Source organism: Pseudomonas serbiensis, from assembly GCF_030580745.1.
Classification (GTDB): Bacteria; Pseudomonadota; Gammaproteobacteria; order Pseudomonadales; family Pseudomonadaceae; genus Aquipseudomonas; species Aquipseudomonas serbiensis.
In genome coordinates this window covers 10,278-33,597 of sequence record NZ_JAUQOO010000005.1, presented here as the reverse complement: position 1 = coordinate 33,597, position 23,320 = coordinate 10,278, and the positions used below count along the sequence as shown (strand labels likewise).

Below are 23,320 nucleotides of genomic sequence, written 5' to 3'. Positions count from 1 at the left end.
ATGCAGTCACATGATTGCTCATTGCCATCACTTTAGATGCAATCCCCCCCTAAAGGCTTGATTTTGCTACATGTCAGCAGCATGACATCCCTGGCTACGCACAGCTCTATCTCGCGTGTTCCTGCCTGAACAACCGATTTAAGACATCATATTGATATCATTAGTTCTCGCAATTTAAGAAAATTCCTACAAAAACTAAAGAAGTTTCGTCTTAGTGTTTAAGTACTTGCTAGTGGCCATCACCGTGAGTAAGATCCACGCCCTCGGAGGGTGCGATTCTCAATTAGAACAGGGGTTCGCCACCACTTCGTATTGTCTTATGCCATTGCAATACTGATGGCCATACTGGATGTGATCGTAATTGAAGGTCATGGATGTCCTACTCAAGTAAGCTTTCAGCTCATTACCTTGAACTCGCAAAAGCCCCGGTCTCGGCCGAAAGTTTTGCGGGAGAGGACGTTCGCTTTTCGAGCGAGTATGAGGCTTTGGAAAGTGAGCTGAACAAAGCCCAGTCCATGCACGAAAGCGGTCAGATCGACTGGCTGAAAATTCGCGAAAACAGTGAAGCTCTCCTTCGTACCCAGTCCAAGGATCTGCGGGTGGGTGCCTGGCTGACATGGGCTCTTTACCAGCGTGAGTCCTTCCAGGGTTTGTTGGCCGGGCTTGGGCTTTTACACCATCTTTGTGAGAGTCATTGGGCCGAGGTTTATCCGAGCAAGGCCCGGACCCGTTCTGCTGCAATCAGTTGGCTGGTGTCACGCCTTGAGCAGGTACTGAACGAAAACGTCGCCATCAAGGAACAGCTGCCGCTGTTCCGCCGCCTGGTCGAGCACCTTGAAGGCCTTGACGCTGCATGCACCCAGCATCTGGGCGACGATGCTCCGCTGCTGCTACCACTTTCCCGCCGCCTGAAAGGCATGGTCCAGCGCGCCGCCGACAACCAGCCAGAGCCTGGCGTTGTGGGGGCCGCGGTGGCTCAGGTCAAGCAGGCGGCTACGCAACTGTTTACTCCTGGCGCGCCGATTGACAACGAGAAAGAGGCGCACAAGGCCCTGCGTGCCCAGCAGGAAAACGCACGTCCGCTGTGTGCCTGGTGGCTCAAGCAGAAAGCCAGCGATCTGCGCGCCTTGCGCCTCAGCCGCACACTGCTTTGGTTGCCGATCGACGCGGTTCCTGAACGTAATGCCGAGCAGATCACAGCCCTGCGAGGCCTGCCTGCCGACAAGCTCAAGGCCTATCAGGATCGTTACGATCAGGGCAAATACGCAGACCTGCTGGTGGAGCTGGAGGCGAGCCTGACCAAGGCACCATTCTGGTTCGATGGCCAGCGGATGGTCTGGGAATGTTTGCAGGCGTTGAACGCCGAACTGGCAATGCGCGAAGTGGAAATCCATTTCGCACTGTTGATTCAGCGCCTGCCCGGCATTATCGAGTTGCGTTTCCACGATGGCGCACCGTTTGCCGACCCGAGCACTCGCGCCTGGATTAACGCCAACGTCATGCCGCACCTGCAGACTGCCAGTGCGCCGCGCAAGGTTGAAGTTGCCGATACCCAGCCGGCCTGGGAACTGGCCCTCGAAGAAGTCATGCCGGTTTTGCGCAAGGAAGGCCTCAAGGCCGCTGTACAGATTCTCAAACAGGGTTTGCAAAGCGCCAATGGCGGACGTGTCCGGTTTTTCTGGCAGTTCGCGCTCGCCCGGTTGTGTTTCATGGCCAAGAAATACGAGCTGGCCAGGACTCAACTCGAAACTCTGGACCAGACATTACAGGACTCAGGCCTGAACGCCTGGGAGCCCGATCTTGCGCTGGAAGTGCTGCATTTGCTGCATAGCTGCTGCGAGTTGTTACCGCAGAACCATGCCGTACGTGAACGCAAGGAAGAGATTTATCGCAGGCTGTGCCACCTCGACCTCGAAGTGGTACTCGAATAGGCCCCAGGGCCACAACCGCACGGAGAAAAGCCATGGCCAAAGAAGGCTCGGTAGCCCCCAAGGAACGTATCAACGTCACTTTCAAACCTGCCACCGGTGGTGCACAGGAAGAGATCGAACTGCCGTTGAAACTGCTTGCAATCGGTGACTACACCCACCGCAAGGACGAACGCAAGATCGAAGATCGCAAGCCGATCAGCATCGACAAAATGACGTTTGACGAAGTGCTGGCCAAGCAAGAGCTGAGTCTGACATTGAGCGTGCCGAACCGTCTTCAGGAAGAAAGCGACACTGAAGAGCTGGCCGTGAAACTGCGCGTCAATTCGATGAAGGATTTCAACCCTGCCAGCCTGGTCGAGCAAGTGCCTGAGCTGAAAAAACTGATGGAACTGCGCGACGCGCTGGTGGCCCTCAAAGGCCCGCTGGGTAATGCGCCTGCGTTCCGCAAAGCCATCGAAGGCGTTCTCGCCGACGACGAATCCCGCGGTCGTGTACTGGGTGAGCTGGGCTTGAACGCCGCAGCACCTGACGCCTGAGTCCCTATCAGCCAAGGAAGCCAACACAATGAGCACTAGCGCAGCACAGCAAAAGAGCAACGAGAGCGGCGAATACAGCATTCTCGACAGCATCATCGCTGAAACCCGTCTGACACCGGACGACGAAGCCTACGACATCGCCAAGCGCGGCGTATCGGCCTTCATCGAAGAACTGCTCAAGCCGCAGAACAACGGCGAGCCGGTCAAGAAGGCCATGGTCGACCGCATGATCGCCGAGATCGATGCCAAGCTCAGCCGCCAGATGGACGAAATCCTGCACCACCCTGACTTCCAGTCCCTGGAGTCGTCGTGGCGTGGTCTGCAACTGTTGGTCGACCGCACCAACTTCCGCGAAAACATCAAGATCGAAATCCTCAACGTCTCCAAGGACGACCTGCTGGACGACTTCGAAGATTCGCCGGAAGTGATGCAGTCGGGCCTGTACAAGCACATCTACACCGCTGAATACGGCCAGTTCGGTGGTCAGCCGGTTGGTGCGATCATCGCCAACTACTACATGTCCCCAAGCTCGCCGGACGTGAAACTGATGCAGTACGTGTCCAGCGTAGCCTGCATGTCCCACGCACCGTTCATTGCTGCTGCCGGCCCGAAATTCTTCGGCCTGGAAAGCTTCACCGGTCTGCCGGACCTGAAGGATCTGAAAGATCACTTCGAGGGCCCGCAATTCGCCAAATGGCAGAGCTTCCGCCAGTCGGAAGACTCCCGTTACGTTGGCCTGACCGTGCCGCGCTTCCTGCTGCGTAACCCGTACGACCCGGAAGAAAACCCGGTCAAGTCGTTCGTGTACAAGGAAACCGTCGCCAACAGCCACGAGCATTACCTGTGGGGCAACACGGCCTACGCATTCGGCACCAAACTGACCGACAGCTTCGCCAAATTCCGCTGGTGCCCGAACATCATCGGCCCACAGAGCGGTGGTGCTGTTGAAGACCTGCCGTTGCACCATTTCGAGAGCATGGGCGAAATCGAGACCAAGATTCCTACCGAGGTTCTGGTCAGCGACCGTCGTGAATACGAACTGGCCGAGGAAGGCTTCATCTCCCTGACCATGCGCAAAGGCTCCGACAACGCGGCGTTCTTCTCCGCAAGCTCGGTACAGAAGCCGAAATTCTTCGGCATCAGCGCTGAAGGCAAGGCTGCAGAGCTGAACTACAAGCTCGGCACCCAACTGCCGTACATGATGATCGTCAACCGCCTGGCTCACTACCTGAAAGTGCTGCAGCGCGAGCAACTCGGTTCGTGGAAAGAGCGCACCGACCTCGAGCTGGAACTCAACAAGTGGATCCGCCAGTACGTGGCCGACCAGGAAAACCCGAGCGCCGAAGTGCGTGGCCGTCGTCCTCTGCGCGCTGCCCAGATCATCGTCAGCGATGTAGAAGGCGAGCCAGGCTGGTACCGCGTCAGCCTGAACGTGCGCCCGCACTTCAAGTACATGGGTGCAGATTTCACCCTGTCGCTGGTTGGCAAGCTGGACAAAGAGTAAGGAGCGATTCATGACTGGATACGGCAGCCTTTTTGAACGCCTTGGTGGCGACGCAGATCAGCGCGTCGGATGGAGCCGCGAGGTTTCTGCCATGTCGTCCGTGGCTGCCCATCTGGCCAAGATGCTCAGCACCCGTGCGGGCAGCGTGCAAACGCTGTCCGATTACGGGCTACCCGATCTCAATGACATGCGCCTGAGCCTGCACGACTCATTGAGTCAGGCACGCCTGGCCATCGAGGGCTTCATCGAAGCCTACGAGCCGCGCCTGAGCAACGTGCGTGTCATTTCCCTGCCGCGTGACAACGATCAGCTTCGCCTGTCCTTCAGCATCGAAGGCCTGCTGGAAGTTGATGGTTTCAAGCGCCAGGTCAGTTTCGCCGCTCGCCTGGATGGCAGTGGTCAAGTGAAGGTCAACTAAGGAGGCTCCGATGTCCGGTAAACCCGCAGCACGTGTATCCGACCCGACTGCTTGCCCTGTATCCGGCCACGGCACAAACCCGATTGCCGCCGGTTCCGGCGACGTATTCTTCGACGGCCTCCCGGCCGCCCGCCAGGGCGATGCCTCGGCCTGTGGCGGTGCGTTGGTGGGTGATCTTGCAACGACCGTTCTGATCAACGGCAAACCGGCTGCGACCGTAGGCTCCGTCGGTAGTCATGGCAACAAGGTAACGGCCGGGTCCGGGACGGTGATTATCGGGAATTCGCATACGCCGGTGCCGTTTGTGCCGCCGTTGCCTTTGCCTGGTTTTGATGAGCAGTTTGTGTTGACTGACGAAAGCGGAGCGGTCTTGGCGAACCGTCGGTATATGTTGGTCCGGGAAAACGGTATGCAAGAAGAGGGAGTTACCAGTGAGAAAGGTCTGACTCATCGATTGGCGCGTCACCAGAGCGCGGAAAAAATCGATATCTACATTGCATCAGAGGATTGATGCAAATGACTGAGGTACTGGAAACTCCGACAGGAATTTATAAGAAAATCGCTTCGACCAGCAGCACCGCTACGGCCGATAAAACACCGAAAAATATTATGGTGAAGGAAGGCTTGACGGTTTATTTGGGTGGAGCGGGTATGGCCGGGGGATATATCGAGGATCAGGTAAAGTCGCTAAGAAAGGTTGGGATCAGTGGTGCAGTAGTAGGGCGGAATACAGCTGGGCAGTATGTTGATGCTGTAGCGGGTGTAAACAAGCACCGCTATCGCCTTAAAAAAATCAACGGCATATCAGACTCCGGTCCTTACAGTATCGAAGCTGATTGGAGTCTGGAATCGCTAGGTGTGAATAAACCTATTCCTGCCGGAGGCCAGTTCAATCTTATTGGCTATTCTTTTGGATCGCTCGTTGCTGCTCAGTCGGCTCTTTATTATGCAGATAAAGGGCAGCCTGTTGATTACTTGGTCTTGATCGGCTCACCCATTTCTGAGGAAATGCTGGCGGAGACAAGGCAGAACGCACTCATCAAGAATGTTGTCGTACTGGACCTGAAGGCTCATGGCGATCCCATACATGCAGGTATGTCTTTTGTAGACTTGGCGGTGAATGCTCCTTTACTTGGCTGGCAAATGACAGAGTCTGCCAGTAATGGCGAAGGCATGGGACACTTTTACTACGGCATCGATGGTGCTTCGGGGGAGCAGCGTCGGCTTGAACTGGCAAAATCTCTGTACGCCGAGGGCTTGCGTTGATGAGCAGTGCTCGTAAAGTCAAAGCGATGATTGTTATTGCACTCGCAATGGTTTTCCCTTTTGCATTGTTTGAAGCTTATTTGGTTTTCAGATTTGGCGTTGCTGAACCATACAGTTATTTTGTTTCTGCTCCCTTGTCCGTTGTTTCTTTTGTTATTTTGCAGCTCGCCATAGGGTATGGTTTCTTTAAAGGCTGGACTGCATGCGAGATGCGAAGTAATTATGCTTATCTTGCATTATGGCTTTTGAGTTTGCTGACTTTGATTCTGCTGCCGCAGTTCTTTTCAAACGTGCCATTTGATCAATCGGGCCTGAATCTTGGAGCATCTGACAGATTATTTTTTGCCGATGTAACAAAAGTCGACATGAGCCATTTTCAAGTAAAAAATGCCAGTGTGGTTTGTAGCATTGATAGCCTAGGAGGTGCAGCGTGGAGGTGCTGAGACTGGAGACGATGCCTGCGACCAAGTTTACGGTTCTGGAAAAAATGATGACTCGAGTAATCACAGGGTTGGTCATCCATTTTTTTGCGTGCGTGGCCTACGTGGTTGTTAATTATTATGGTGTATCACTCTATAAGTATGTTTTTGACGGGCTGACTGCCCGGGGTGCATCCATTGGGATGGCCATGTATTTGATTTTTTATGTTTTCGTTGCGGTGAATTTTATTGTGGCTCTGATACCGAGGCTTACAATAAAATTGGCTATTTTGTTTTTTATGGTGGGAGCCATATTGACTTATCTGCTTCCTCTCTACCCTGTGCGCGCCTTGGCTTACAGTGTTTTGACAGGAGGGTTGACTGTTGTTGCAATATTTGTCTCGGGCAAAGTAACCGGAGTGGTATCAGCGAGGCGTGCAGGGCGTGGTGTTGATATATGAAGATTTCCTATTATCTGATTCTGGCAGTTTTTATGACTTTTTCATTCACTACCCCAAAAACCGAGTGGCTAGTAAACTTTGAGTCTTTAGGGGTTTCAGAGAGTATCGATATCTATAAGGGTCTGTTTCTTCTTTGTTTGATCCTTTATGTTCCGATGATGCTGCTTGTGTTTTGTTGCTTTGCAAGGGCGCTTGTTATTTTTATAAGGTCCAAGAGCTTTCAGGATAGCTTTTCTCTTTTGATTGCTCCAGTTACAGGTCTTGTAGCACTTCATCGATTCAATAAATGGGTGTTCAGTGAAATTTTCTAATTGCTCGGCGCAGATCATCCAGCAGAACAGTTTTTCCATGAGCACAACTACCAGGCAGGTAATCCGTGTCCTTTAACCACTACTACCAAAGCGAACTCACCGCACTGCGTCAGTTGGGCCGCCGTTTCGCCGAGCGTAGCCCGGCATTGGCGCCTTTTCTGGGGCAGGCCGGGCGTGATCCGGATGTGGAGCGGTTGCTGGAAGGTTTTGCATTCCTGACCGGGCGCCTGCGCCAGAAGCTCGATGACGAATTGCCGGAGCTCAGCCATTCGCTGATGCAGTTGCTGTGGCCCAACTATATGCGGCCGCTGCCGGCGTTCAGCATTTTGCAGTTCGATCCGCTCAAGCGTTCCGGGCCTGCGTTGATGGTGGAGCGTGATACGCCCGTCGAGAGCGTGCCCAAGGATGACGTGCGCTGCCGTTTCCGTACCTGCTACCCGACCGAAGTGTTGCCGCTGGATCTGGCGGCGCTGAATTACTCGGTGAAGGGCGACGGTTCGCTGTTGAGCCTGCGTCTGGAGATGAGTGCTGACGGTCACCTTGGCGAACTGGAACTGAGCCGTCTGCGCCTGCACTTCGCCGGTGAACGCTATATCAGCCAGATGCTTTATCTCAGCCTGCTGCGCAATCTGGAAGGCATCGAACTGATTCCGCTGGATGGTGCCGGCAAACCTATCAAAGGCGTCAACGATATTCCGATGGCATTCAAGATGCCGGGCGATCGCGTGCAGCCGGTGGGTTTTGCCGAAGAGGAGGCGTTGATTCCTTATCCGCTGAACACTTTCCGCGGTTACCGCTACCTGCAGGAATACTTCGCTTTCCAGGACAAGTTCCTGTTCGTCGACATCAACGGCCTGGATATTCTCAAAGCGCTGCCGCAAGACACCCTCAAGCAGATGCGTGGTCTGGAGCTGCGTTTCGATATCCGTAAAAGCGGTATCCAGCGCCTGCGTCCGACCCTGGATAACGTGAAACTGTTCTGCACGCCCATCGTCAATCTGTTTCCGCACGATGCGCTGCCGATTCGCCTTGATGGCAAACAGGACGAGTACCTGCTGTTGCCAGCGGAATACGATCTGGAAAACTGCGGCGTGTTCTCGGTAGAAACCGTGACCGGCTGGAAGCCCGGCGGCCTCGGTTATCAGGAATACGTGCCGTTCGAGTCCTTCGAGCACGACCCGAGTTTCGACGTACCCAACAGCCGCCCGCATTACAGCATCCGCCAGCGTTCATCCTTGCTGCATGACGGCCTCGACACCTACCTGAGCTTCGGCATCCGCCATACCGAAGCCCACGAAACCCTGTCCATCGAGCTGATGTGTACCAACCAGAACCTGCCGCGCAAGCTCAAGCTCGGTGATATCTGCATGGCGTGCGAAGAGACGCCGGAGTTCCTGAGTTTCCGCAATATCACGCCGGCCACTTCGAGTTTTGCGCCGCCGCTGAACCGTGACTTCCTGTGGAAGCTGATCAGCAACATGTCGCTTAACTATTTGTCCCTGGCCGACGTCAATGCACTGAAGGTGATTCTCGAAACCTACGACCTGCCGCGCTATTACGACCAGCATGCGGAAAAGGTCAGCAAGCGCCTGCTGGGCGGGCTCAAGTCGATCAGGCATCAACACGTGGATCGGTTGCACCGTGGTCTGCCGGTACGCGGTTTGCGCACCGAACTGACCATCGACCCGGAAGGGTATATCGGCGAAGGCGACCTGTTCGTGTTCGCTTCGGTTCTCAACGAGTTTTTCGCGCTTTACGCCAGTCTCAATTCGTACCATGAGCTGCGGGTAAAAAGCACACAGGGAGAGGTGTACCAATGGACACCACGTATGGGCCTGCAGCCCCTGCTTTAAGCGGGCTGACCCGAGGTATACGCGAGTACTCGCTGTTTCAGGCCGTGTTGCTGGTAATCGACCGGCTGCGCGATGCGCACCCGTACCTGAGCGAAGACGACCTTTATGACCAGCTTGAATTCCAGGCCAACCCGAGCCTGGGTTTCCCTGGCAGTGACGTTGATCGCGTGGAGTTTTTTGAAGAACACGGGCAGATGCGTGCGCGCATGCGTTTCAACCTGATCGGCCTGGTAGGTTCCGGTTCGCCGCTGCCTGCGTTTTACGGCGAACAGGCTCTGGGCGACAGCGAGGACGGCAACCCGACCCGTAACTTCCTTGACCTGTTTCACCATCGCCTGCAACGGCTGATGCTGCCGATCTGGAAGAAGTACCGCTATCGCGCCAGCTTTGAGAGCGGTGCAATCGATCCGTTTTCTTCGCATCTTTTTGCCTTGATCGGCCTTGGCAGTGAAGAGATCCGACGCGCCAAGGAACTGAACTGGAAGCGCTTGTTACCGTACCTGGGCTTGCTCAGCCTGCGCGCTCACTCGGCCGCGCTGATCGAAGCGGTGCTGCGTTACTACTTCAAGCACGCTGAACTGACCATCGAGCAGTGCATTGAGCGGCGTGTGGAAATTCTCGAAGAGCAGCGCAATCGTCTGGGCCGTGCCAACAGCATGCTTGGGGAAGACCTTGTGCTGGGCGAACACGTACGTGATCGCAGCGGCAAGTTTCGCATTCACATCCGCGAGCTCGACTGGCAACGCTTTCACGAATTCCTGCCGATCGGTTTCGGTTATCAGCCGCTCTGCGCGCTGGTGCGGTTCACCTTGCGTGACCCGCTTGATTACGACATTCGCCTGGTATTGCGCCAGGAAGAAATCCGCGAACTGCGCATCGGTGAACAAAACGCCTGTCGCCTGGGATGGACCAGTTGGCTCGGCCGCGAAAAAGCGGACGGTGTGGTAACCCTGGGCAGCAAAATTCATTAAGGACAGATGACCCATGATCAACGTAGACCTGCAACAACTTATTCAGGCACTGGACGCCGAAACCCGCCGTGATCTGGAGCGTTCAGCCGAGCGCTGCGTTGCCCGTGGCGGTAGCAAAATCCTTGTCGAAGACTTGTTGCTGGGCCTGCTGGAGCGCCCGCAAGGCCTGCTCACTCGCGCATTGCAGGATGCCGAAGTGGATGCAGGTGAGCTAAGCGCCGCGTTGCAATCGCGTGTCGAGCACAGCGCCTCACGCAACCCGGTGTTCGCGCCAGAGTTAGTCCAATGGCTGCAAGACGCACTGTTGGTGGCCAACCTTGAACTGGGCCAGAGTCAGGTCGAGCAAGCCGCGCTGATCCTTGCACTGCTGCGCAATCCGATGCGCTACGCTGGCAGCCGTTACCAGCCATTGCTGGCAAAACTGAATGTCGAACGCCTGAAAGAGTTCGCTCTGTCCCAGAAAGAGCAACCGGCCAGCGGCAAACCGGCAGTGCAGGGTGAATTGCTGCTGGAGCGCTTTACTCATAACCTGACCCAACAGGCCCGCGACGGCAAACTCGATCCTGTGCTGTGCCGCGACGGCGCAATCCGTCAGATGGTCGATATCCTTGCACGTCGCCGCAAGAACAACCCGATTGTGGTCGGTGAAGCCGGCGTGGGTAAAACCGCTATCGTTGAAGGCCTGGCCTCGCGTATTGCCGCCGGTGAAGTACCACAAGTCCTCAAGGGCGTAGAGCTTCTGTCCCTGGACATGGGGCTGCTTCAGGCCGGTGCCAGCGTCAAAGGTGAGTTCGAGCGACGTCTCAAAGGCGTGATCGACGAAGTCAAGGCCTCGCCAAAACCTATCATCCTGTTCATCGACGAAGCCCACACCCTGATCGGTGCGGGCGGCAATGCCGGTGGCTCCGATGCCGCCAACCTGCTCAAGCCGGCCCTGGCCCGTGGCGAGTTGCGCACCATCGCCGCGACCACCTGGGCGGAGTACAAGAAGTACTTTGAAAAAGACCCGGCCCTGGCCCGTCGTTTCCAGCCAGTGCAACTGCACGAACCGACCGTCAGCGAGGCAGTGACCATTCTTCGTGGCCTGGCTCAGGTCTATGAAAAGAGCCATGGTATCTATCTGCGTGATGACGCGGTGGTTTCCGCCGCCGAGTTGTCTGCCCGTTATCTGGCAGGCCGTCAGTTGCCGGACAAGGCTGTCGACGTTCTCGATACCGCGTGTGCCCGTGTGCGCATCAGCCTTGCTGCTGCACCGGAAAGCCTTGAACGCCTGCGCGGTGAACTGGCTGAAGGTGGCCGTCAGCGCCAGGCACTGCGTCGTGATGCCGAGGCCGGTCTGCTGATTGACCACGAAGCGCTGGATGCGCTGGAAGCTCGGCTGGAAGAAGCCCAAAGCGAAATGACCGCTCTGGAAACCCAGTGGACCGAGCAGAAACAACTGGCCGAGCGCCTGCTGGAACTGCGTCAGCAATTGGCCAAGGCCCGCGAAGCTGCGGCGGTCGAACCGACCATCAGCGTCGAAGAAGACGCCGAAGGCACGGTGATTGAAACCCTGACCAACGAAACCGACGAGGTCTTGAGCGTCGAGGCTCTGGAAGCCGAGCTGAACCAGACCCACAGCGCTCTGACCGCCGCCCAGACCAAAGAGCGTCTGGTGAGTTTTGAAGTCTGCCCGCGTCTGGTGGCTGAAGTGATCAGTGCCTGGACCGGCGTACCTCTGGCGCAACTGGCCCGTGAACACAACGCCAAGGTTGCCAGTTTCGCCGTTGACCTGCGCACACGCATTCGTGGCCAGGAACAGGCCGTACATGCACTGGATCGTTCGATGCGTGCCACGGCTGCCGGCCTGAACAAGCCCGATGCACCGGTGGGCGTGTTCCTGCTGGTCGGTCCTAGCGGTGTCGGCAAGACCGAAACCGCGCTGGCGCTTGCGGATTTGCTGTACGGCGGTGATCGTTTCATCACCACGATCAACATGTCCGAATTCCAGGAGAAGCACACTGTTTCCCGCCTGATCGGTGCTCCACCGGGCTATGTCGGTTACGGCGAAGGCGGCATGCTCACCGAAGCCGTGCGCCAGAAGCCTTACTCCGTGGTGCTGCTGGATGAGGTAGAGAAGGCTGACCCGGATGTGCTCAACCTGTTTTACCAGATCTTCGACAAAGGCGTGGCCAACGACGGGGAAGGGCGCGAGATCGACTTCCGCAATACCCTGATCCTGATGACCTCGAACCTGGGCAGCGACCGCATCGCCGAACTGTGCGAAAACGGCGAGCGTCCATCCGCTGAAGTGCTTGAAGAAACCATTCGCCCGGTTCTCAGCAAGCACTTCAAACCGGCGCTGCTGGCACGCATGCGCGTTGTGCCGTACTACCCGGTAGGTGGCCCGGTGCTGCGCGAACTGATCGAAATCAAACTCGGTCGTCTGGGCGAGCGTCTGAATCGTCGTCAGCTGGAGTTCACCTGGTGCCAGAACCTTGTGGATCACCTGTCCGAGCGCTGCACTCAAAGCGAAAGCGGTGCACGCCTGATCGATCATCTGCTGGATCAGCACGTTCTGCCGCTGGTGGCCGACCGCCTGCTCGACGCAATGGCCACCGGTGAAAGCCTCAAGCGGGTTCACGCCACGCTCGACGGCAACGCCAGCGTGACCTGCGAGTTCGCCTGAGGTGGGTGTGATGTTCACTCAGGTGCCACAGCCGCTGGCCTATGCCGAAGCCTTGCTCGCGCAGTTCTCTGAACTGTCGCGAGCGGCCAACGGTGCCGATCTGCTGAGTGGTTTTGTGCGTGGGCTGGCCGAGCTCAGCGGGTGCGAGCTGACTCAGGTTTACCTGATGGATGCCACCCACACCTGCCTGGGCATGAATGCCGAATGCCTTGACGGCATCCTGCAACCCCGGGAGGCAGCGAGCTTGCCGGTGGATTACAACGGCGAACAGCTGTTGCAGTTCGCCCTGTGCCAGAACCGCGTGATATTTCTCAGTGAACTGAGCGGTAGCCTGCACGAAACCAGTTTCCTGCCGGCACAGGCCACCCCATGGCAGTCGCTGCTCTGTGTGCCGATGGTCAATCATCAAAAAGCCGTTGAAGGCGTGTTGTTATGCGCGAGCCGCCAGCATGTCGACCTGCAAGGCTTTGCTGATTCCCTCGGGCAGCTTGGCTCGTTCGTGCTTGGCCAACTGCATCTGCTGCAACGTCTGCGTCAACCCGCCGATGAGCTACCCACTGCATTGGCCCGTGTGCCCAATGCCAGCGATTACGGTTTGATCGGGAAGAGCGCCAGCATGCGCCGTACCTATTCGATGATCAGTAAAGTCCTGCACAGCCCGTACACAGTGCTGTTGCGCGGCGAGACCGGCACCGGCAAGGAAGTGGTCGCACGGGCAATTCACGACTTCGGGCCACGTCGCTCAAAGGCATTCATCGTGCAGAACTGTGCAGCCTTCCCGGAAAACCTGCTCGAAAGCGAGCTGTTCGGTTATCGCAAAGGTGCATTCACCGGTGCTGACGTTGACCGTGAGGGTCTTTTCGACGCAGCCAATGGTGGCACTCTGTTGCTCGACGAAATCGGCGACATGCCACTGGCTCTGCAAGCCAAGCTGCTGCGCGTGTTGCAGGAAGGCGAGATCCGCCCGCTGGGTTCCAACGACACACACAAGATCGACGTACGCATCATCGCCGCCACGCACCGAGACTTGTCGGTGATGGTCAATGAAGGCACGTTCCGCGAGGACTTGTACTACCGTCTCGCGCAATTCCCCATTGAGCTGCCGGCCCTGCGTCATCGCGAAGGCGACATTCTCGACCTGGCCCGGCACTTTGCCGACAAGACCTGTGCGTTCCTGCAACGTGACCCGTTGCGCTGGTCGGATTCGGCCCTGACTCACCTGTCCAGTTATGCGTTCCCGGGCAACGTGCGGGAACTCAAAGGGCTGGTCGAACGTGCCGTTTTGCTGTGCGAAGGCGGCGAGTTGCTGGCCGAGCATTTTTCCCTTCGTGCAGAAACCGTTCCCATGGACAGCAGTCTGAATCTGCGTGAACGGCTGGAGCAGGTGGAACGCTGCCTGCTCCTCGATTGCCTGCGCAAGAACGACGGCAACCAGACCCTTTCCGCCCGTGAACTCGGCCTGCCGAGACGCACGCTGCTTTACCGCCTTGAGCGCCTGAATATCAATCTGGGTGAATTCAATGGGTAGGCAAAAAGATTCGCTTTTCCCTTGTCCGCTTCTAACAGCGCCACCCGAAAGGTTCGGCGCTTTGTGCTTACTTCTGGAGACCCTCTGATGTCTGTTCGTCACTGGCAAGCCTTCCTGCTGACACTTGTCGTTCTATGTGGCCTTGGCGGCTGCAGCGGCAATTACAAATTCAATGACAACACCTATCGCCCATTGGGTGATCCGCAGGCGGTCAACCGCGGCAAGTGACCGCAAGGAGCATCATCATGGAACTGGTTTTCGAAATGCTTAACACCAAGCAGTTCGTGCCCACGGAGTTGTGCCAGAAGACCTTCAAGCAGGCTGGTGGCGTGATTGGTCGGGGAGAGGACTGCGACTGGATCATCCCGGACCGCAAGCGGCACCTGTCCAACCACCACGCGCTGATCAGCTACCGTGAAGGCACGTTTTTCCTGACCGATACCAGCAGCAACGGTATCCAGGACAGCGCCAACGGTGCGCGCCTGCGCAAAGGTGAGGCCGTACGTATAGAACACGGCAGCGTGTATGTCCTGGGTGACTTCGAGATTCGTGCACGTCTGGTTCGCGACCCGGCGACGTTCGACGTGGAAGTCGGTCGGCCACAGGCAGCCGGCAGCATCATTCCTGACGATGCTTTCCTCGACCTGGACCCGCTCAACGCCCTTGATCAGCAGGAGCGTGTCTATTCGGAAATCGAGGAACTGATTTCTCCGAACACAAGCATCGATGACGGCCGCCAGCGCGCCGACTATGCCCGCATCGACATGGAAAGCCTGTTGGTACCGGAGCTGATCGAGGTCGCGAAAAAGCCTGAACCTGCGCCGGCACCAATACCGGTCGAGCGTCAGCCCGACAGTTTCTGGGACAAGTTTTCTGCTGCTCTGGGCGTGGACCTGAACGGTCTCGACCATGATGCCAAAGAAGCACTGGCGTTGAACGCCGCCCGCTTGCTCAAGCAAAGCGTCGGCGGTCTGCAACAGAGCCTGCGCACGCGCAGCGAGCTGAAAAACGAATTGCGCCTTGCACAGACCACAGTGCAAGGCACTCAGAAGAACCCGTTGAAGTTTGCCGTCGACACCAGCGAAGCACTGGGCATTCTGTTGCAACCGAACAAGCCCGGGCAGCTACCGGCCGAGCAGGCGATATCCCGTGCGTTCCGCGACCTGCAGGCACATCAGGTTGCGTTGCTGACGGCCAGCCGTGCCGCCGTTCGCGGCACTCTGGAACACTTCTCGCCGCAACAGCTCACCCTGCGTTTCGAGCGCGATAACAAACCGCTGCTCGCTACCTCCGGCAGTCGCTGGAGAGCTTACGGGCGTTATCACCAGGCCTTGCGTCAGGATGATGACTGGAGCGAGCGTTTGTTGGCCCGTGACTTCGCCCAGGCTTACGAAGAACAGATTCGCCTGATTTCCACCCTCCACACCGACCACCAAGGATGATGCGCATGTTTCGCAGTACGACTGCTTTCTCTAAAACGCTGGCTGCGCTGACCGCCTTGGTGCTGCTGGCCGGCTGCTCAACGCTCTCGCCGTATTCGCATATCACCAAGCTCAACCTGAAGCTGACGGCCAGCGATCAGTTGAACCCGGACCTCAACGGTCGCCCGTCACCGATCGTGGTGCGCCTGTTTGAGCTCAAGCACCCGGTCGCATTCGAGAACGCAGACTTCTTCAGCCTGTACGAGCGCGCCAAGGAGTCCCTGGCTCCGGACATGGTAGCAAGCGAGGAACTGGAGCTGCGCCCGGGCGAGACCGTCGAGCTCAAGCTCAGCGTGGGTGAGGGTAGCCGCTACGTCGGTGTCCTCGCCGCCTATCGTGACCTGCCGGAAACCAGATGGCGCTACACGCTGCAAGTGACCCCTCTGGCCCTCACCAACGCCGAACTGACCCTCGATCAGAACGGCATTCGCAGCCCCAATGAATCCCTCGCCAAGGCAGTTGACTGACCATGAACTCTCATAAAGTCATTTGGCAGGAAGGCATGCTGTTGCGTCCGCAGCACTTCCAGCACAACGATCGTTACTACGATCATCAGATGAAGACCCGAACCCAGTTGCTGGGTAGTTACACCTGGGGCTTTCTCAACCTGGATATCGACTTGCAGTTCCTGAACATGGGCAAGCTGGTGGTTAGCCAGGCCTCTGGTGTTCTGCCGGACGGCAGCCTGTTCGAGCTGGGCGGCAACACTGAACCGCTGGCTCTCGACGTGCCGCCCAATACCGGTAACACGCCGATCTATCTGGCGCTGCCGCTGGTTACCGGCAACCACATCGAGGCGCGCCGTCCGGAGCAGTCCGACGTCCTGGCGCGTTATACCGCGTACGATGCGGAAGTGGCCGACTCCAATGCCGGAGACGACTCCTCAAGCCAGGTCAGTTGTGGTCGTCCCGACTTCAAACTGTTGCTCGGCGAGCAGCAGAGCGATCAGGCGTACGTGAAACTGAAGATCTGCGAAGTGCTCGACACCACGCCGGACGGCGTCATCAGCCTCGACCCGGACTTTGTACCGACCTACATCCAGGCGCACGCTTCCAGCTACTTGCTGTCGTGCCTCAAGGAAGTCATCAGCATGCTCAGCCACCGGGGCGACACCATCGCCGACCGGATCCGTTCTAACGGCAAGGTGGGCGGCGCGGAAGTCGGCGATTTCATGATGCTGCAACTGATCAACCGCACCGAACTGCTGCTGCGTCATTACCTCGGCCTGGAGCAGGTACACCCGGAAGAACTGTACCGCACGCTGCTGACCATGCTCGGCGATCTGGCGACTTTTTCCAGCGACAGCAAACGCCCGCGTCTGGACAGCCGTTATCAGCACAGCGATCAGGGCGCGAGCTTCCGCAAACTGATGGAAGCGATCCGTCAGGTGTTGTCGATGGTGCTGGAACAGCACGCCATCGAGTTGATCCTGCAAGCGCGTCAGTACGGCATCATCGTATCCCCGCTGCACGACCACACATTGCTGGGATCGGCCTCGTTCGTACTGGCAGCCAGTGCCAACTGCGACTCCGAAGAGCTGCGTCACCGCTTGCCGGCACACCTCAAGGTCGGCCCGGTGGAGCGTATCCGCCAACTGGTCAACCTGCACCTGCCAGGCATCAAGGTCAAACCCTTGCCGGTGGCCCCGCGGCAGATCGCGTTCCACTCCAACAAAACCTATTTCATCCTTGAACTCAGTTCCGAAGACCTGGCGCAACTTGAACGCTCCGGCGGCTTTGCGTTCCACGTATCCGGCGAATTCGCCGAGCTTGAACTGAAATTCTGGGCCATAAGGAACTGATCGACATGATCAAGGACACGGAATACAACCAGGACGACAAGACCGTCCTGCTCGACCGTCAGGGCCAGGGCCCTGCATCGAGCCCGCTGACTGACTTCGCTGCGCCGCCACGTTTTGAACAACTGGAAGAGCGCATGATCTATGCCGCACGCCTGCGCCCGGCCGAAGCATTCAATATCAGCCTCAACTCACTGGTGGCGGCGGGTTCCGAGCTGCTGTCCGAAGTGGTGCGGCTCAAGCACAGCGATACACGTGAAGACCTGTATGCGCTCAACGAGCGACTGACTGCCGGTCTGAAACTGTTTGAAGTGCGCGCTCTGCACAACGGCGCCGAAAGCAGCCAGGTGATGGCGGCCCGTTACGTGCTGTGTACCGTGGTAGACGAAGCGGTTGTGACCACGCCCTGGGGCAACGAAAGCGAATGGTCGCAGATGAGCCTGCTCAGCAGCTTCCACAACGAGACCTTCGGTGGCGAGAAGTTTTTCCAGTTGCTGGATCGACTCTCGAAAAACCCGGTCAAGCACCTGCCGATGCTGGAGTTGATGTACCTGTGCCTGTCCCTGGGTTTTGAGGGCAAGTACCGGGTGCAAGCACGCGGCATGCTCGAACTCGAAGGCATCCGCGACGCTTTGTATCGCCAGATCCGTCAATTGCGCGGTGACGTGCCACGTGAACTGTCGCCCCACTGGGAAGGCCTGAACGATCAGCGCCGCAGCCTGGTGCGTATCGTGCCGGTGTGGATGGTGGTGCTGTTTACTTTCGTCTGTCTGGTCGTGATGTATTCCGGCTTCGCCTGGGTATTGAGCGAACAACGCGACACCGTTCTGCAACCTTATCAGCCGTTTGAACAGACCGCGGTCCAACCGCAGTCGCAGCCGTAATCAGGGACGTGTGATGAAGAATTTTTTCAAGAAGGTCGGCGCATTCCTGCGCAAGACATGGGTCTGGACGCTGCTGCTGGTGCTGTTTGTTGCATTATTGGTGTGGTTCGTCGGGCCATTGCTGGCCGTGAATGACTACAAGTTCTGGGAAGGCTCGACTTCTCGCTTGCTGACCATCAGTGTGCTGTTCCTGATCTGGGGCCTGACCATGGTCTTCGTCAGCTGGCGCGCCGGTATTCGCAAGAAAGCCGTGGAGGAAAGCGAAGACGGCCAGGACCGTCTCCGCCGTGAAGAACAGATCGACGAAGAACAGAAAGAACTGAAGGCGCGCTTCAAGGACGCATTGAAAACCCTGAAGACTTCGAGCCTGTATCGCGGCCGCAGCGAACGCTGGCGCAGTGATCTGCCGTGGTACCTGCTGATTGGTCCACAGAGCAGTGGCAAAACCAGCCTGCTGGACTTTTCGGGCCTTGAGTTTCCGATCAACAAGATCGAACGCAAACTGACCCGCGACACCCTTGGCACCCGTCACTGCGACTGGTACTTCGCCGATCATGGCGTGCTGATCGACACCGCTGGCCGTTACCTGACCCAGCCAGACGTCGAGGTCGATGGCAGTGCCTGGAGCACATTGCTGGACCTGCTGCGCAAACGTCGCCGCAATCGTCCGCTCAATGGTGTGTTGGTGACCATTCCGGTGGAAACCCTGCTTCAGGGCAGCGAACAGCAGCTCGAAACCCTGGCCCGCCAGGTGCGTGCGCGCTTGCAGGACGTGCATCAGAAACTGCATGTCGACGTGCCGGTTTATCTGGTCTTGAGCAAGGCTGACAGCCTGTTGGGCTTTGACGAGTTCTTTGACCAGCTGACCCGCGAAGAAAGCGATCAGGTTCTCGGCACCAGCTTCCGCAAAGATCAGGTCGGCACCGATGTGGCTGTGCTGCGCAACGAGTTTGAAGAGCTGCTGCGTCGCCTCAACAGTCAGGTGATCATGCGCATGCACCAGGAGCGTGATACCCAGCGCCGTGGCCGCATCCTCGACTTCCCGCATCAACTGGGGCAGATCGGCGAGCGCCTGTGCCTGTTCGTTGACATGGCATTCACTGGCAACCGCTACCAGCGTGCCAGCCAGTTGCGCGGTTTTTACCTGACCAGCGCGCCGCACCTGACTACGGAAATGGACGCTACCACAGCGGGTATCGGAGCCAACCTTGGCCTGAACGCCGGCATACTGCCGACCCTGCGCAGTGGTCGTTCGCGCTTCATTCACCACTTGCTCAGCCGGGTGATTTTCCCTGAAGCCGATCTTGCGGGTCTGGACAAGCGTGAGCGCAGCCGCATTCATTGGGGCCAGCGTGCGCTTTACGTGGGCGCTCTGGCAGCACTGGCACTCTTCGGTGTGCTTTGGGCTGGCGGTTTCTCTGCCAACTACGAGCGTCTGGAAAACCTGCGCAATCTGGCGCAGACCTGGACTCAACAGCGTTCGGCTCTGACGACCCGCGATGACTCCATGGCGGCGCTCAAGAGCCTCGATACCAGCTACGCGGCGACGCAGGTCTTCCCGCAAAAAGGCGACGTGGGTTACCACGAGCGTGTTGGCCTGTATCAGGGTGAAGAGGTCAATCCGGTCGTCAAGGCGGCTTACGAGCGTCAGCTTGAGGAACAACTGCTGCCACGGGTCGCAACCCTGCTGGAAGGGCAGGTTCGTGCCAATACCAAGGACCGTGATCGCCTGCTCAACAGCCTGCGTGCGTACCTGATGCTGAACATGAAGGATCGCCGCGACGAACAGTGGCTCAAGGATTGGGTCGCAGCCGAATGGTCCCAGCGTTACAGCGGTAACACCGCAGTGCAGAACGGTCTGAACAGCCACTTCGAGCGCTTGCTCAAGCAGCCGTTCATCTATCCGCTTAACGACCAACTGGTTGCTCAGGCGCGTCAGATCCTGCGCAGCGAGTCTCTGGCCAACGTGGTCTACCGGATGCTGCGCGAGCAGGCCCGCAACTTGCCGGAATACCGTCTGGACCAGCACCTCGGCCCACAGGGCTCGCTGTTTGTTGGCACCGACTATGTGATCCCCGGGTTCTACACCCAGCAGGGCTACCAACAGTACTTCTCGGTGCAGGGCTCGATGCTGGTCACCGATATCCTGCGCGACAACTGGGTACTGGGTGAAGGCACAGGCCTTAGCAGCATGGACTTGCGCCGCCTGATGGTTGAACTGGAGCAATTGTATTTCCGCGACTACGCCAACTATTGGGGCGAAGCGGTCGGTCAGGTTCAGTTGCCGGCGATCAACGATTTTGGCGAGGGTGCCGAGCAACTGGCAGGCCTGACTTCGGCCAATTCACCAATCCTCCAGATGCTGGTGGAAGTACGCGAAAACACCCGGTTCCCGGTGGTCGCGGAAACGGCGGAAGAAGCTTCCGATGCAGCAGCTCAACTGGCAGAAAAGGGTGGGAAACTCGGCCAGGTAGCGGCCGCTGCGGCCGGCAAGGCATCTGATGCACTGGCGAAAAAACTGCCAGACACTGCGCGCAAATCCCTGCAAAGCCGCTTCGAGCCGCTGCACCGTTTGCTGGATGACAACAACGGCCCGACTGCTGACCTGACGCCAGCCCTGTCGGCGCTCAACGAACTGCAAATGCAGATGGCCAGTCTGGCGCGCTCCAGCTCGCCAGATCAGGCCGCATTTGAACTGGCCAAGACCCGCATGGGTGGCCAGCGCGATGCGCTGAGCAACCTGCGCACGGCATCCAACCGCCTGCCACGTCCGGTAGGCGTGTGGTTTAACGTGTTGGCTGAAGACACCTGGCGTCTGGTACTGCGTGATTCCTATCAGTACCTGAACCAGCGCTATCAGAATGAGCTGTACAGCTTCTACGGCAAAGCAATCAACCAGCGTTATCCGTTCAATGCCCATAGCGCCAGCGACGTGGCGATCAGTGACTTCCGTGAGTTCTTCAAGGCTCAGGGCATTGCCGATCGTTTCTTCGACAGCTACATGCGTCCGTTCGTCAGTGGTGATCCGGGTAACTACCGCATGCGCACTGTCGACGGCTACAGCCTGCCGGTCTCCAAGGTCTACCTCGACCAGATGGCCTCTGCACTGGTCATCCGTCAGAGCTTCTTCGCTGACAACCCGGCCGAGCCGCAGGTGCAATTCAAGCTGGAGCCTTACACCCTGGACCCGGCAGTCAGCCGTTCCGAGTTCAAACTGGGTAACAAGACCATCGAATATCGCCACGGCCCGATCGTACCGGTAGCGTTCAAGTGGCCAACCGATGCTGAAGACGGTCGTACCAGTCTGGTACTCGACAGAATGGTCGGCCGCCCGCTGGGTATCGAGAAGAACACTGGCCCATGGTCGCTGTTCCGTCTGTTCGACCTGATGCAGACCGAATACCTGACCGGGCGCGATGTGTTGGTGCTCAAGGCTGACGTGGGTGGCCTGCGCGCCAACTACTTGCTGACCAGCCAGCGTACGCCGAACCCGTTCGACATGGGTGTACTGCGCACCTTCCGTATGCCGGTGCAGCTCTGATGCTGGTAGCCAGCCCATGGCGCAGTGCTGCGCGCACCGATGCCGGCAAGGTTCGGGCGCGCAACGAAGATGCTTTCCTGGACTCCCCACAGCATGGGCTGTGGGTGGTCGCGGACGGCATGGGCGGTCATCAGGGTGGCGATATAGCCAGCCAGTTGATCGTCGCCAGCCTGGCAGAATTGCCGGTGCAGAATGATTTCAACGAACGACTCAAGGGCATTCGCCAGTGCCTGCACTGGCTCAACCGCCGTTTGGGGCAAGAGTTGACTGTCACCGCCGGACACCACGACAGCATCATGGGCAGCACCGTGGTGGCGTTGCTGGTGGAAGGTAATCGTGCAGCCTGCATCTGGGCGGGCGATAGCCGCTGCTATCTGTGGCGCGGTCAACGTTTGTATCAGCTGTCCAGGGACCATTCACTGCAACAACAACTGATCGACGAACAGAAAATGAGCGTTGAACAGGCCAGGGCCTATCCCGGCGCACATGCTTTGACCCGTGCGGTCGGGGCTGCCGAGCAGTTGACTCTGGATGTGCTGGAGCTTGAGGTGTATCCCGGCGATACCTTTCTGCTTTGCAGCGATGGCTTGTATCAAGGGCTCAGCAGTGATGCACTCGGCAATGCCTTGAGCCTGACTGCGCCACAGATTGCGCTGGAGCGCCTGTTCGATGGTGCCCTGCGTGGTTCGGCACGGGACAACCTGACGGCCGTGGTAATCCGCCAATGACTGAACTCATGCGCCCGATCGATGACTTGCTGGTGAGCGAGGAGCAGGACAGCAATCTGACCTACTTTGCCTTCGCCCAGTCGCACAAGGCAGAAGCTGCGCCGGCACCGACCCGTGCCAGCATCTCGGAGATGCCCGATCTGCTGGCAGGTCGTTACCGTATCGAGCGTTTGCTCGGTGCCGGTGGCATGGGCCTGGTCTACCGCGCACGGGATTTGCTGAGCGAGCAGTTCGGCGATCCCGATCCTTATATAGCGCTGAAAGTCCTCAGCGAAGAATTCGCCGAGTCGCCGGATGCCAGCGCCTTGCTTTACAGCGAGTACGCCCTGACCCGACGCTTGCGCCACGACAACGTACTGCGCCTGCATAACTTTGAAGTGGACACTGACTGTCAGCGGGCCTTCATCACCATGGAACTCATGCGTGGGCTGACCCTGGACAAATTACTCTGCGAGCGGCCTCTGGGCCTGCCGTGGAAAGAATTACGCGACATCACGCTGCCGCTGCTCGACGCATTGGCCTATTCCCATGCTCACGGCGTGCTGCATGGTGATATGAAACCGAGCAATGTCATGGTCAGCGAAGAGGGCGTACGCCTGTTCGACTTTGGCCTTGGCCAAGCAGAGGAGGGTATCCTTCCCGGCCTGCCGCACCTGAGCCGCGAGCGCTTCCATGCCTGGACCCCAGGCTACGCTGCCCCAGAATTGCTCGAAGGCCAGCCACTGTCAGCCCGTGCCGATGTTTATGGTGTGGCCTGTGTGATCTTCGAGCTGGCGGGAGGCAAACACCCGTTTCGCCGTTTGCCCTCGACCCAGGCCCGTGACGAGCGTCTTGACCGGGGGCTGCAAGCACCAAAGAACCTGCCGAAACACTGCTGGCCAGCCTTGCGCTCAGCGCTGGCTTTCGATGTCGGAGATCGAACGATCACCGCCAGACAATTGCGTGACGCTTTCGCTGCCACCTCGTCCTGGAAGCAGCGCCTGATGCATTGGCGTAACGGATGACTACCGAACAGGGAGCAA

General features: G+C 57.9%; 21 protein-coding genes. 20 read left to right on the top strand and 1 reads right to left on the bottom strand.

Going from position 1 to position 23,320, the window contains the following annotated elements; genetic code table 11:
• The first annotated feature begins 374 nt into the window (after positions 1-374).
• From tssA to Q6A51_RS08450, 8 genes are read left to right on the top strand one after another with little or no spacing between them, the layout of a single operon-like run.
• Positions 375-1,931: a type VI secretion system protein TssA gene (gene tssA / locus Q6A51_RS08485; RefSeq protein ID WP_304574545.1), complete on the top strand. Its 1,557-nt coding sequence runs from the start codon at positions 375-377 to the stop codon at positions 1,929-1,931.
• A 32-nt stretch (positions 1,932-1,963) separates the two neighbouring features.
• On the top strand, positions 1,964-2,467 hold the full coding sequence (gene tssB / locus Q6A51_RS08480) for a type VI secretion system contractile sheath small subunit (RefSeq protein ID WP_008073455.1): 504 nt from the start codon (positions 1,964-1,966) through the stop codon (positions 2,465-2,467).
• A gap of 28 nt (positions 2,468-2,495) precedes the next feature.
• Positions 2,496-3,971, top strand: a complete 1,476-nt coding sequence (gene tssC / locus Q6A51_RS08475) for a type VI secretion system contractile sheath large subunit (protein WP_007934527.1) — start codon at positions 2,496-2,498, stop codon at positions 3,969-3,971.
• 10 nt (positions 3,972-3,981) lie between these two features.
• Positions 3,982-4,389, top strand: a complete 408-nt coding sequence (gene tssE, locus Q6A51_RS08470; RefSeq protein ID WP_304574544.1) for a type VI secretion system baseplate subunit TssE — start codon at positions 3,982-3,984, stop codon at positions 4,387-4,389.
• A gap of 10 nt (positions 4,390-4,399) precedes the next feature.
• Positions 4,400-4,900: a PAAR domain-containing protein gene (locus tag Q6A51_RS08465; protein WP_304574543.1), complete on the top strand. Its 501-nt coding sequence runs from the start codon at positions 4,400-4,402 to the stop codon at positions 4,898-4,900.
• A 5-nt stretch (positions 4,901-4,905) separates the two neighbouring features.
• Positions 4,906-5,655 (top strand): alpha/beta hydrolase family protein, encoded by a 750-nt coding sequence (locus Q6A51_RS08460; protein ID WP_304574542.1) that lies wholly within the window; start codon positions 4,906-4,908, stop codon positions 5,653-5,655.
• The gene (locus tag Q6A51_RS08455) at positions 5,655-6,098 is read left to right on the top strand and encodes a hypothetical protein (RefSeq protein ID WP_304574541.1); all 444 of its coding nucleotides are present in this window, start codon (positions 5,655-5,657) and stop codon (positions 6,096-6,098) included. Before Q6A51_RS08460 ends, Q6A51_RS08455 begins: the two co-directional genes overlap by 1 nt.
• The gene (locus tag Q6A51_RS08450; protein WP_304574540.1) at positions 6,086-6,535 is read left to right on the top strand and encodes a hypothetical protein; all 450 of its coding nucleotides are present in this window, start codon (positions 6,086-6,088) and stop codon (positions 6,533-6,535) included. The genes Q6A51_RS08455 and Q6A51_RS08450 overlap by 13 nt, the downstream gene beginning before the upstream one ends.
• A gap of 95 nt (positions 6,536-6,630) precedes the next feature.
• On the opposite strand, the gene Q6A51_RS08445 is transcribed toward Q6A51_RS08450, so the two are convergent.
• Complete coding sequence (locus tag Q6A51_RS08445) at positions 6,631-6,885, bottom strand: hypothetical protein (protein ID WP_304574539.1); 255 nt, start codon at positions 6,883-6,885, stop codon at positions 6,631-6,633.
• Between the two features lie 26 nt (positions 6,886-6,911).
• Here Q6A51_RS08445 and tssF point away from each other — a divergent pair, with 26 nt between their 5' ends.
• The 12 genes from tssF (at position 6,912) to Q6A51_RS08385 (ending at position 23,302) form a co-directional block, all read left to right on the top strand.
• Complete coding sequence (tssF, locus tag Q6A51_RS08440; RefSeq protein WP_304574538.1) at positions 6,912-8,699, top strand: type VI secretion system baseplate subunit TssF; 1,788 nt, start codon at positions 6,912-6,914, stop codon at positions 8,697-8,699.
• Entirely contained in the window at positions 8,663-9,670 is a 1,008-nt protein-coding gene (gene tssG / locus Q6A51_RS08435; protein WP_201000623.1) for a type VI secretion system baseplate subunit TssG, read from the top strand. The genes tssF and tssG overlap by 37 nt, the downstream gene beginning before the upstream one ends.
• A 13-nt stretch (positions 9,671-9,683) precedes the next feature.
• The gene (gene tssH / locus Q6A51_RS08430; RefSeq protein ID WP_304574537.1) at positions 9,684-12,338 is read left to right on the top strand and encodes a type VI secretion system ATPase TssH; all 2,655 of its coding nucleotides are present in this window, start codon (positions 9,684-9,686) and stop codon (positions 12,336-12,338) included.
• Positions 12,339-12,348: 10 nt separating this feature from the next.
• Positions 12,349-13,866: a sigma-54 interaction domain-containing protein gene (locus tag Q6A51_RS08425; protein WP_201017093.1), complete on the top strand. Its 1,518-nt coding sequence runs from the start codon at positions 12,349-12,351 to the stop codon at positions 13,864-13,866.
• 87 nt (positions 13,867-13,953) lie between these two features.
• Positions 13,954-14,094, top strand: a complete 141-nt coding sequence (locus Q6A51_RS08420; RefSeq protein ID WP_025260177.1) for a hypothetical protein — start codon at positions 13,954-13,956, stop codon at positions 14,092-14,094.
• A gap of 17 nt (positions 14,095-14,111) precedes the next feature.
• Positions 14,112-15,308 (top strand): type VI secretion system-associated FHA domain protein TagH, encoded by a 1,197-nt coding sequence (gene tagH / locus Q6A51_RS08415; RefSeq protein WP_201000630.1) that lies wholly within the window; start codon positions 14,112-14,114, stop codon positions 15,306-15,308.
• A gap of 5 nt (positions 15,309-15,313) precedes the next feature.
• On the top strand, positions 15,314-15,814 hold the full coding sequence (tssJ, locus tag Q6A51_RS08410; RefSeq protein ID WP_201017094.1) for a type VI secretion system lipoprotein TssJ: 501 nt from the start codon (positions 15,314-15,316) through the stop codon (positions 15,812-15,814).
• A 2-nt stretch (positions 15,815-15,816) separates the two neighbouring features.
• Positions 15,817-17,148, top strand: a complete 1,332-nt coding sequence (gene tssK, locus Q6A51_RS08405) for a type VI secretion system baseplate subunit TssK (protein ID WP_201000632.1) — start codon at positions 15,817-15,819, stop codon at positions 17,146-17,148.
• 5 nt (positions 17,149-17,153) lie between these two features.
• A complete protein-coding gene (gene icmH / locus Q6A51_RS08400) occupies positions 17,154-18,029 on the top strand; it encodes a type IVB secretion system protein IcmH/DotU (RefSeq protein WP_201000633.1) in 876 nt (291 codons plus the stop codon).
• Positions 18,030-18,042: 13 nt separating this feature from the next.
• On the top strand, positions 18,043-21,570 hold the full coding sequence (gene tssM / locus Q6A51_RS08395; protein ID WP_304574536.1) for a type VI secretion system membrane subunit TssM: 3,528 nt from the start codon (positions 18,043-18,045) through the stop codon (positions 21,568-21,570).
• Positions 21,570-22,298, top strand: a complete 729-nt coding sequence (locus Q6A51_RS08390; RefSeq protein WP_201017096.1) for a PP2C family protein-serine/threonine phosphatase — start codon at positions 21,570-21,572, stop codon at positions 22,296-22,298. The genes tssM and Q6A51_RS08390 overlap by 1 nt, the downstream gene beginning before the upstream one ends.
• Positions 22,295-23,302, top strand: a complete 1,008-nt coding sequence (locus Q6A51_RS08385) for a serine/threonine-protein kinase (RefSeq protein WP_201017097.1) — start codon at positions 22,295-22,297, stop codon at positions 23,300-23,302. Before Q6A51_RS08390 ends, Q6A51_RS08385 begins: the two co-directional genes overlap by 4 nt.
• Positions 23,303-23,320 lie beyond the last annotated feature (18 nt).

Bases quoted from the DNA above. Each gene is read 5' to 3' on its own strand.
- tssA (WP_304574545.1), top strand. From the start codon at position 375: ATGTCCTACTCAAGTAAGCTTTCAGCTCATTACCTTGAACTCGCAAAA.
- tssB (WP_008073455.1), top strand. From the start codon at position 1,964: ATGGCCAAAGAAGGCTCGGTAGCCCCCAAGGAACGTATCAACGTCACT.
- tssC (WP_007934527.1), top strand. From the start codon at position 2,496: ATGAGCACTAGCGCAGCACAGCAAAAGAGCAACGAGAGCGGCGAATAC.
- tssE (WP_304574544.1), top strand. From the start codon at position 3,982: ATGACTGGATACGGCAGCCTTTTTGAACGCCTTGGTGGCGACGCAGAT.
- Q6A51_RS08465 (WP_304574543.1), top strand. From the start codon at position 4,400: ATGTCCGGTAAACCCGCAGCACGTGTATCCGACCCGACTGCTTGCCCT.
- Q6A51_RS08460 (WP_304574542.1), top strand. From the start codon at position 4,906: ATGACTGAGGTACTGGAAACTCCGACAGGAATTTATAAGAAAATCGCT.
- Q6A51_RS08455 (WP_304574541.1), top strand. From the start codon at position 5,655: ATGAGCAGTGCTCGTAAAGTCAAAGCGATGATTGTTATTGCACTCGCA.
- Q6A51_RS08445 (WP_304574539.1), bottom strand. From the start codon at position 6,885: ATGGAAAAACTGTTCTGCTGGATGATCTGCGCCGAGCAATTAGAAAAT.
- tssG (WP_201000623.1), top strand. From the start codon at position 8,663: ATGGACACCACGTATGGGCCTGCAGCCCCTGCTTTAAGCGGGCTGACC.
- tssH (WP_304574537.1), top strand. From the start codon at position 9,684: ATGATCAACGTAGACCTGCAACAACTTATTCAGGCACTGGACGCCGAA.
- Q6A51_RS08425 (WP_201017093.1), top strand. From the start codon at position 12,349: ATGTTCACTCAGGTGCCACAGCCGCTGGCCTATGCCGAAGCCTTGCTC.
- Q6A51_RS08420 (WP_025260177.1), top strand. From the start codon at position 13,954: ATGTCTGTTCGTCACTGGCAAGCCTTCCTGCTGACACTTGTCGTTCTA.
- tagH (WP_201000630.1), top strand. From the start codon at position 14,112: ATGGAACTGGTTTTCGAAATGCTTAACACCAAGCAGTTCGTGCCCACG.
- tssJ (WP_201017094.1), top strand. From the start codon at position 15,314: ATGTTTCGCAGTACGACTGCTTTCTCTAAAACGCTGGCTGCGCTGACC.
- tssK (WP_201000632.1), top strand. From the start codon at position 15,817: ATGAACTCTCATAAAGTCATTTGGCAGGAAGGCATGCTGTTGCGTCCG.
- icmH (WP_201000633.1), top strand. From the start codon at position 17,154: ATGATCAAGGACACGGAATACAACCAGGACGACAAGACCGTCCTGCTC.
- tssM (WP_304574536.1), top strand. From the start codon at position 18,043: ATGAAGAATTTTTTCAAGAAGGTCGGCGCATTCCTGCGCAAGACATGG.
- Q6A51_RS08390 (WP_201017096.1), top strand. From the start codon at position 21,570: ATGCTGGTAGCCAGCCCATGGCGCAGTGCTGCGCGCACCGATGCCGGC.
- Q6A51_RS08385 (WP_201017097.1), top strand. From the start codon at position 22,295: ATGACTGAACTCATGCGCCCGATCGATGACTTGCTGGTGAGCGAGGAG.